Annotated in this window: 6 protein-coding genes and 1 pseudogene; all 7 read right to left on the reverse strand. The window is 34.2% G+C overall.

Translation table 11 applies throughout. The features are described 5' to 3' along the window. Positions 1-750, reverse strand: a pseudogene (locus tag PTI45_RS23205) (hypothetical protein); the annotation flags it as partial. Continuing rightward, on the reverse strand, positions 737-2,608 hold the full coding sequence (locus tag PTI45_RS23210; RefSeq protein ID WP_069329962.1) for an ATPase, T2SS/T4P/T4SS family: 1,872 nt from the start codon (positions 2,606-2,608) through the stop codon (positions 737-739). The pseudogene PTI45_RS23205 and the gene PTI45_RS23210, both read right to left, overlap by 14 nt. Positions 2,609-2,610: 2 nt before the next feature. Beyond that, positions 2,611-3,438 (reverse strand): CpaE/TadZ family protein, encoded by an 828-nt coding sequence (locus PTI45_RS23215; protein ID WP_069329963.1) that lies wholly within the window; start codon positions 3,436-3,438, stop codon positions 2,611-2,613. Next, positions 3,423-4,133: a hypothetical protein gene (locus PTI45_RS23220; RefSeq protein ID WP_069329964.1), complete on the reverse strand. Its 711-nt coding sequence runs from the start codon at positions 4,131-4,133 to the stop codon at positions 3,423-3,425. The genes PTI45_RS23215 and PTI45_RS23220 overlap by 16 nt, the downstream gene beginning before the upstream one ends. A gap of 10 nt (positions 4,134-4,143) precedes the next feature. Continuing rightward, positions 4,144-5,253 carry an SAF domain-containing protein gene (locus PTI45_RS23225; RefSeq protein WP_069329965.1) on the reverse strand — a complete coding sequence of 370 codons (1,110 nt, stop codon included), beginning with the start codon at positions 5,251-5,253 and terminating at the stop codon, positions 4,144-4,146. Positions 5,254-5,274: 21 nt separating this feature from the next. Continuing rightward, the gene (locus PTI45_RS23230) at positions 5,275-6,711 is read right to left on the reverse strand and encodes a hypothetical protein (RefSeq protein WP_069329966.1); all 1,437 of its coding nucleotides are present in this window, start codon (positions 6,709-6,711) and stop codon (positions 5,275-5,277) included. Position 6,712: 1 nt separating this feature from the next. Then, positions 6,713-6,928: a helix-turn-helix domain-containing protein gene (locus PTI45_RS23235; protein WP_069329967.1), complete on the reverse strand. Its 216-nt coding sequence runs from the start codon at positions 6,926-6,928 to the stop codon at positions 6,713-6,715. Positions 6,929-7,071: the final 143 nt, after the last annotated feature.

The raw sequence follows: 7,071 nt of genomic DNA on the forward strand, positions 1-7,071 counted from the left end.
ATTTAAATAGAGACTTCCTTTTTCAATGTCTTTATCCCCGAATTCTTTCACTAAAAAAGAGATGCCAGCAAATGTTTTTAAAAATCGATTTGGTGCAGATTGATAATAGATTTCAAGTTCTTTTTCAGGATCAGAAGCTGAAAGAATTTCGTATACCTTTTGTGCATGTAAAGAAGCTTCATGCGTCGATGCTTCTGCTGCATCATGTAGAGCTATATCGATCATTCCGTGTTGTTGATATTCGTTCCTCACATCTGTTAGTACAAGATTCAACTGATTTAGCAATCTGTTTTCAACGCGATTCACAAAGGTATCGATCAAAGTTCCATGTATTACAACTGCGGTTAATAAAAGCATGAATATTGAAGTTAAGCCTTTATTCATAAATAACAGAACAATAACAAAGCTGGTTACAATAGCGAGAGTGTAAAAAACAATTTTCATTGTTTCTCTTCGCATTGTGAACTCATCATAAGAATGAATCGATTGGAGCCTTTTACGAATACGCAAAATATATGCTTTTAAAAATGGAACTTTGATATAAGCAAAATAAGAATCTTGTAAAAACTGGTTATACGCCTTGACTCGTTTAGACTTATTACTACCTATATAGTCAGCATATGTTTTATTCACATCAGCTCTGCCACTTTGCTGCGCATTCCGGGTATATAACTTATAGCCAGCAATCATAAGTAAAAATAAGAAGGATGATCCAATAAGTACATAGACGAGAATATTAATTAATGACATGGGCTTCTTCACCCCAGTTCTCTGCAATAAATTGCTGGAAGTCTGTTTGATCTTTTGCACTCATCATTTCAAGCATTTCTGTTGTATTTTTTTGTGAAATAGAATGAGATAGTACATACTCACCATTTTGATATTCGATAATGTTTTTTTCTGTAAAGACTTTTCGATTAGTCATTTTTTTGAAGAATGTTTTCATTGCCCCTTTGATGTCGTCAGGGTAATTGTCATCTTGCTCTAAGTAGATACATTCTGTAATTCTTTCGATATACCGAGTACCATCTTTTTCCCGTTTTAAATGGACATCGAAATTAAGTACCCGTACAACTTGTTCTTCAGCTGTCTTTTCATCGTGAAAAATACCTTCTTTCAGCAAGGAGTTTCTCAATGAATGAACTAGATCATCAAATTTTTTGGCATGATGAGTAAAGATAGTAAACAAACTTGCTACCTGCGCCATCTGAATCATCCATGCTGCAACTGGATCGGTTGCGACTTCCCCCAGGATGTTAACGGTACCATCGGTTTTCTTCTGTACATCAAGTCCAGCTTGTCCAGTTACTGTGTCCGTTTCTCTAAACGATAAAATGTTCCGATTCTTAAAGATTTTGCGTAGATGTAGCTCAAAAGCCATTTCTTGTACACGCAATGTAAAGGTAGGATCGATATATTCGATAAGTGCCATTAGCATTGTCGTTTTACCTGAACCCTGCGATCCAGTAAGCGCTAAAATTCGTCCACCCTTGACCAAATAAGATAAAAGGAGAATCAATAATTCTCTACCTTTAATATTCTTGTTAATTAGCTGTTCAAGGTTTGCAGCTTGAGTATCAAACTTCCGAACAAAAAACGCCCACGATTCAGAGAAGTTAGGTCGAACAACTACGATACGTGAGCCATCTTTCATCTCATTTACTTTGTAGCCATTAGCTTCAGAAAGTTGCCCGGGATTATTGTAGCGATAAATATTTTGGCATACTCTTTTAAGTTCTGCTTCTGTACCAAAGGATAAGAAGGACAAATGAATAGATTTACCTTTAAAGAAAATCCAAACACTATCATGACTTAAAGGGGTTCGATTACTATTAATTTGGTCTGCAAAATATAAGGCATCGTCGTCATACTCTAATTGATTTAAAGGAACGCCAGATACGCCTCCACTCACTCCATCAATCTTCATGTCTCTTATTTCATCAACGACACTAAATCCCTTAAAAGACTGATACAGACGTTGAACAATAATGTTCAGCTTGTCTTCAAAATGAAGTGGTTTTTTGAGATTCTTATAAGCTTTGTTAATTTCTTCAGGCGTAATGATGTATGAATAAGATGGATTCTCAGGATCACCAGATGGTTTCAAAACATCCAGTTCTTCATCCTGAATGAGCTTAGTTAATGCATTTAAGCCATGTTTCTTTTTGTATTGATAAATTAGAATGTCGAATTTATCTTGGCTTGTCAGTGACTTTGAATCGTTAAATGGAATGACTTTATTGATATTTTCTTCGTTCAAATCATATGTTTTAAGAAAGAGATCATAAAAGGTCCACTTTAAGAAGTTTTTGGCATTGAGATCACCATGTGTACAATCTTTCAAAGATTTAATGAGCTGTATTCTTTGATTAGTACGTCGAGTATATTCTTCTTCTGATAATCCAAGATCAGTTAGAGAACTTGAAGTCATTTCATTCAGTGCCGATTTGAGATATTCAATCATGGCAGGAATCGTATATTTATTTTCAGCTTTTTTAATTTTTTCAGAACGGTCACTTTTGTACGTTAATTTAAAATACAAAAGGATAACTATGCTCAGTCCAATTAATGCCAGGATAGAACGATTGACTATTAATGCAAAATCCACGTTCAATCCTCCCTTTCTTCATACAACCGGTGATCTATTTCAAGCGCTTTGAATATAGCTTTATTTAAGCAGCGAGCTGCTTCCATAAATGAGTAATCTTCATGAGTTGAATTAATATTTTTTCTTTTTAAAAAGAATTCAACGACTTGTTGTTCATTACATGCATCCATAAAATTGGAGTTATGCGGAATGGCATATACAGGTATTTTGCTTTTAAATGTTCGTGAAATATTCTTGATCGTGTACTTGGAACTGTAATCATATTGACCAATCACAATAATCATTTTTGAAAAAAGATCCGGCTTTTGTTTAATAAGTTCAAAAAAAGCTTTCAGAACGATTACGTTTTGATTTAGATTCACCACAATAAGATCTGAATGGTGAAGAATTTCATTCGTTAATTTGTTATCTCCCGGATGAACATCCACTAGTGTAAGGTCATAAACATTTTTAGACGATTGATAGATACTGCCAATTACATCTGTGATGTTAGTGTGCATATCCGAAGAGGGTTTAGAAGTACTTGGTAGCAAATCTAATCCTGCAAAAATAGGCACGGTATAGTCTTTTATAGAGTTATTCGATAATTGTTTGGAACGAGCTAAATTTTCTAACTGATCCAAACCTAATGTCGAATAGTTATGAAGTGTATTTATGGTACGGTTTGAATTGATGAAAGCTTGCTCAATGGTGTTGCTATCAAATTGCGTATTCGATAGCAACGTACGATGATGATAATCCATACCATTGATGGCAGCGACACTAATTAAGTTTGAAGATGTTGCACCTTGCCCTGCTTTAAGACCCCAAAATGTTACGACACTCCCCATGTTCTTTTTCTACCTCCAATCTTTCTAAGTAATGCTTTGATTTCTTTCGGTTCTTTCTCAGCAATAATGCTAAAAAGTTGAGAGATATAATCTTTATAGTCTTTTGAGTATTTTGTAATATCCACTCTGTTGCTATTTTGATTTACAATTCGTTGAATGTAGTTTTGTTCTTCAAATAAGAGAGCTAAAGGTTCATCTTTCCAACGGATGGGGTAGTTTTTCAAGATTTGTTCAAAATAAGATTCTCCAATAAATCCATTGACTTGATTGATAAATAAACGTATAAACTCTGCTTTTTCTTTGTCATTTTCTTCATTAAAAATGGAATCCATCATTTTTGTGGTTTTGTTTAATTGAGATAATTCTGGCGATAACACTACGAATTTATTCTGAAATGATCTCCAGTTTGGATACGTATTGTGAAATCCCAAGTGAGAGTAATAGATAATAATATGATCATAGCTATCTTTTAAGGACTCACTAGCAAAAGTACCTTCTGGCATGTGATGAATATCTATGCCATCGAACTCAGAATAAGAATTGCCTGTCTGGAGTAAAGGAACATTCGAGCAAAGAAATTGTTCAGCTGTATGATCAACAATCAAAACATTTTGATTACTAATTTGAAGCATTTTTGCAAGTGACATTAAAATATCACTGATATCTGCTGTACTTAGAAATAATGAATAATTCATTGTTATCCTCCTACTTAACTAAAGGTTGTTCAAATACATCTTGTTGCTTCTGATCGATCGATGTTGCATCGTTAGGTGTTTCTATAGGTGTCACAATTTCATTTTGTGGAACAGACTCTTGTGATGGATCTGGTTGAGACATTGGATCTGTAGTCGGTTCTACACTTTGATTTGAATTGTCAGAACTAGACGTTGATGTTGCAGTCGGATCAATACTATTGGTTCCAGTGTTCGAATCTGAATTAACAACGTCAGACTCAGGTGCTACTTGGAATTGACTGATACCATTTGCTACTTTCATCTTGTCTTCGTTACTCATTTCAGATAAATTTTTGTTTAATACTTCACGCGCCGTTCTGGAAAGCTGTTGTGTTGCTTTTTCAAGCACATTCGGATCAGATTGAATCAGATCAATGACTTGTAAATTTAATGGATAGTTAGGGATAGCTTTATCTTGCATATATGGATCAACATAATTGATAGCGTATAGTTTCGCTCCTTGTAAGTAAGCATCTACAATAGCGCTACTCATAGCTAAAAGTTCTGATTCATTAATGTCATACCATGTTGTTGTACCAGCAAAATCTTCTACTTTTTTCTTGCTTAATACGATATAATCTTGACCATTTGGAAACTGAATACGAACATCTACAAAATCACCTGTTTTAAGTTTTGTAGGTAATTGAAGCACATTGTATTCTTTAGAGCGCAAATCTTTAGGTGTAGCACCATTGGCATAAACCATTGAGTTAATAATTGGTGTATTTTTACCCACATCAATTTTGATTACTTTACCGACAATATCTTCAGGATTTGGAATAGTATTTGCTGGTGCTCCCGCTTTGGATATATGAACCAGCTTTAAATCCGATAAGCTGATTACTGATCCTGCTTTGAGTTCCTTGGTTGCGACTACTACTTTACTTGAAACAGCTTGTTGTTCTTTCAGTTGTTGTTCAGCGACAGTAATACGGCTTTCGTATTGAGCTCTTAATGATTTGGTATATTCACTTTGTTGCTTGAGTAGCACGATGACTATAATTCCAAATAACAGTAAACTTACTGAAGCTCCAATAAGTCCTGCATAGACTAACTTCTTATTTCTCAACTTGATTGACACTAGAAACAACACTCCTCATTTTCATTTAAGTAAAATCAATATTAATAGAAGAAGAATGATACCCATCGAAATTAAACCAAGCTTCATCCATTTATTTTTAAGTTTAGGTAAATCAAGCAGCTGGGTTAGCGTTTGACTGGTATCGTCATCCACTACAAAAGGATCAGGATAATAGCCAAGACGAATGAATTGATGATTAGGCATCGCACTTTTTAAGTCTTTGATAATAATTTGTTCTACTAAGTTAACCGCAAAATTCCAGCGAGATTGATCGTTTTCTTCATGTTGTTCAATAAAAGAATGAATTTCATGTTGCTTCCACTCACTTCCTGATGCAACTATAATTTGACACGAGGCTCGGTGGAATTCTTCTTCAAACTCACTTTTTTCTAGTTTCCCAATATCAAGTACATAATGCGTATGCTCAGAAACAAAATGACTGATATAGTCTTCTTTTTCTAAATCTTTGACATAAACAACTCCATTAATCTCAAAAGTTCTAGAAGTAGTGATTATAGATTTTGAGCCATGATAGGCTTGTTCAATTTTTTCGAAATCTGTTGAACCATTGCATTCCAACAATTTCACTTTGTAACCACGCTCTGACAAATAGTTTGCGATCGCTATAGCTGTATGAGTCGTTCCAACACCTCGTGTAGTTCCAGTTACAGCAATAATGGATTTACCAATGATTTTTTCTTGAATAAGTATTTTAGGTTTAGCAGCTGGAAGTATCCAGTTCTCTTCTTCTGCATTCATTAAAAAATCAGGAGTGCTTTTTTGTTGAACTTTAGGTGTGATTGATTTTTTTGGTTTTTCTTTTGAAGTAGTAACTACTTCTTCAGTCTCTGGCTTTCGTTCTTGAGAATCGGCAACTGGTTCAACTGAATGAGAAGTACCTGATTTGTGATGTTCAATATTGATATCGTTCTTGTGGTTTACAAATTTACGCCAAGAGATGTTTGTGTCAAAGTCTTTATACTTTTTCACTTCGTAATATTCCATGGGAACATCAATATAATTAATAAGTTGTTTGATGTTTATTTCAGAAGATTTATCTTTTGTTTTTACAATCAAATTGTAGATACCCAACGATACAAGTTCAGCATGTAATGGATGATTAGTAACTTCATCGGATAAAACGATAATTGTAGAACGCCCGAAATCTTCTCTTATTTTGGCTGTAACATCTGCAAATACTTCAAGCTTCTTATCTCGCATTTTTTTACATAATGAAGAAGAAAGAAAAATTGCATCTACCGTAAATTTGTTTTCTTCTTTAAAGTGATACAACTCTTCTAATAGATGTTCTGAGGTCACATATACACCAAGAACATTGACTCCTTCATTAACAAAGTGCATTTTTAGTTGCTCTGCAAAGGATGCAGACGGATGTGCGATAATAATATTTTTTTTGCTAGTAAGAGCTTGTTCGCTTACATTAACTTCAATTTGCATATTATTTACTCCAAATCTTTATGTTCAGGACTTTTTCAATAAGAAGTTGTTCCTTCACAGTCGGAATAGCTGTCATAAGTTCAAACCGACTAATTCTTGCTTGATATGATTTCAAACTACTAGCCAGCTGTAATTGTGAGATTCCTTTCCTTTTTCGAATGATACGCATCATTTCTCCGGCACTAAGTTTTTTTAGATCACTATCATCTGAAATCAAAGTTCCGACTCCTTTCTATTTTGAACGCAAAAAAGCACGCAAAATGCCCTAGGACATTAAGCGTGCTTCGCTTGTTTAAATATTCAATTCATGTATACAAACATCATAGAATACAGTTCTCACACTGTCAATAAGTTAATTAC

This window comes from Paenibacillus nuruki, from assembly GCF_001721045.1.
In the GTDB taxonomy this organism is placed as follows: domain Bacteria; phylum Bacillota; class Bacilli; order Paenibacillales; family Paenibacillaceae; genus Saccharibacillus; species Saccharibacillus nuruki.